This is a genomic window from Halogeometricum sp. CBA1124, assembly GCF_009741955.1.
Taxonomy (GTDB): Archaea; Halobacteriota; Halobacteria; order Halobacteriales; family Haloferacaceae; genus Halogeometricum; species Halogeometricum rufum.
This window is the reverse complement of sequence record NZ_WPCD01000302.1, coordinates 1-2798: the sequence shown is the minus strand read 5'-3', so window position 1 is coordinate 2798 and position 2798 is coordinate 1. Positions and strand designations below refer to the sequence as shown.

Here is a 2798-nt window from a genome sequence, read left to right as displayed (position 1 = left end):
CGAACGCGACGCGGGCGAAGGTCGGCGCGGAACTGCTCTCGGACGACGGCGAGACGGACCGAACGACGATGGTCCGTCACGCCGGAACGCTGTCGGTCCGGTCGAGCGACGGCCCCGCCGGGCGGTCCGTCGTCGTCGAACTCGACGCCGCGAACGTCGCCGCCGGGCGGGCCGCAGTCGCCCGCGTCCTCGGCCGCGACGCGCGAACCGCGGCGCACGGCCGGTACGTCGAGGCGACGGCGACGCGCGAGGAGATACTGGCGCTGGCGAACGAGTCGGCCGTGTCGTTCGTCCGTGCTCCGGTCCGACCCGTCTCGTTCGCCGGGTCCGACGGGACGACGGAAGCGCTCCAGACGGCCGAGTTGGAGTCGCTCCACGCGCGCGGGTACGGCGGCGCGAACGTCACCGTCGCCGTGATAGACGTCGACCAGTTCGACCTGGACCACCCCGCGCTGAAGGGGCGCGTGGCGAAGACGAGAGACTACACCGGTGCCGGCGTCGACGGCACCGGCGGCCACGGGACGGCGACGGCCGAACTCGTCGCCGAGACGGCGCCGAACGCCTCGCTCGTACTGGTGCGCGTCGACTCGCTGTTCGACTTCTACCGGGCCGTCGACTGGCTCGAATCGAACACCTCGACGGACGTGGTGTCGATGTCGCTCGGGTGGTACAACGTCGGTCCGCTGGACGGCACCTCGGAGATGGACGACGCCATCGACGACAGCGTCGCGAACGGCACGTCGTGGGTCGTCTCCGCCGGGAACTCCGCGGGCGGACACCACTGGAACGGGACGTGGTCGGACCCCGACGGCGACGGCTACCTGAACGTGAACGGGTCCACGGAGTCGCTCGCTATCGACGCGAACGACCGGGTCACGGTGTGGGCGCAGTGGAACGACTGGCCCGGCACCGACCAAGATTACAAGCTCTGCCTGTACGCCGACGCGGACGTGGAGAACGCGACTGCCCTCCGCTGCGCCGACGACTACCAAGTCGGTGCGCAAAACCCGACCGAGGCGTTCACCGAGTACCTCGACGACTACGGCATCTCCACCGCGTACCTGACGATAGAGCGGGTGAGCGCCGACGGGACGGCCGATTTCGACGTGTTCCTGAACGACGGTGCCGAGTTCACCGACGAGTGGACGGACGCGCGCAGTCTCACGCTGGCGGCGACGAACCGCCGCGCGGTCAGCGTCGGCGCGTACGACCACGCGACGGGGCGTCTGGAGTCGTTCTCCTCGCGCGGGCCGACCATCGACGGCCGACGCAAGCCCGACGTGGTGGCCGCCGACGGCGTCACCTCCAGCGTCTACGCGAACGGGTTCTACGGCACGTCGGCCGCCGCACCCCACGCCGCGGGCGTCCTCGCGACGATGCTGGACGCCAACCGCCGGCTCTCGCCGGGCGAACTGAAGACGAACCTGACGCGGAGCGCACGCCCCGTCGGAACCGTCCCGAACGCGCAGACGGGGTACGGCGAGGTGGACGCGTCGAACGCGCTCGCGCGACTCGGGGCGTACGACCTGCCGCCGGACGGACGCCTGCGGTACGACGGCGACTACCGACTCGACACCGGCGGGAGCGCGACGCCCGACTCGCTCGTCGTCGACGCCGCGAACGTGACCCTCGACGGCGACGGGAGGGCGTTCGCCGCCGCCGACGGCGGTGCCGTCCTCACCACGACGGCGAACGCGACGAATCTCACCGTGCGCGACCTGACCGTCCGAGACCGACCGGTCGGCGTCGAGGCGTCGAACCTGACCACGCTCGAACTGACGAACGTCTCGGCGGAGACGACGACGGCCCTGCGCGCGTCGAACGTGTCGAACGTGACGCTGACGAACGTCTCGCCCGACGACGCGCCGTCGTTCGACCTGCGGGGGACCGACCTCAGCGTCGCCCTCGACGCGGCGGACGCGCCGCCGAACCGGAGTCGCCTCTCGGCCGCGCCGAACCTGACGTTCGCGCGCGCGAACCGAACGGCGAACGTCAGCGTCGCGAACGCGACGACGAACGCAACGAACGCGACGGTGACGCTGCGATACGACGAGTCGCACGCGAACGAGTCCACCGTCGCCGTCTGGACGAACGCCGGCGGCGACTGGACCGAGACGAACGCGAGCGTCGACACGGACGCGAACGCGGTCACCGTCGAGGCGAACGAGAACGGCACCTACGGCGTCTACGCCGTCGGCGAACCGGCGGCGAACCGCACGAACCTCTCGCTGTCGGCCGAGGTGGACGCGACGGCGACGGGGAACGCCGCCGTGTCGAACGTCGGCCGGGCGAACCTGACCGTCCTCGACGCCGATATCGTCGGACCGGACGCCGACCAGTTCGGCCTCGCGAACCCGCCGAAGAACGTGACCGTGACGCCGGGGACGACGCTCGACGTGACGGTGTCGTACGCGCCGAACGCCAGCGGGGACCACGCGGCGACGCTCTCGGTGACGACGGCCGAACTCGGCGTCCTCGACGTGGCACTCGACGGGACGGCGACGGTACCGACGACGCCGACGCCCACCCCGTCGCCGACGCCCACGTCGACACCGATGGCCACCCCCACGCCGGAGCACGACGACTCGTCTGGGTCGGGGTCGTCCGGGGCACCGCCACCGCCACCGCCGCCCGCCCCGTCGCGCCCGAACCGACGCCGCGCCGGCGCTGACGGCCACGCCGACTGTCACTCACACGACGACGACACCGACGGTCACGGCGACGGTGACGGCCACGAACACGCCGGCGGCGACGGCGACACCGCGACCCGAACGGGCGGCGGCCGAGCGTGAGTCAGA

1 protein-coding gene is annotated in these 2798 nt (G+C 71.8%); it reads left to right on the top strand.

What is annotated here, in order from left to right; genetic code table 11:
- Positions 1 to 2792 (top strand): S8 family serine peptidase (locus tag GJ632_RS20730; protein WP_191453912.1); only part of this gene is annotated, 2792 nt, incomplete at its 5' end.
- Positions 2793 to 2798 lie beyond the last annotated feature (6 nt).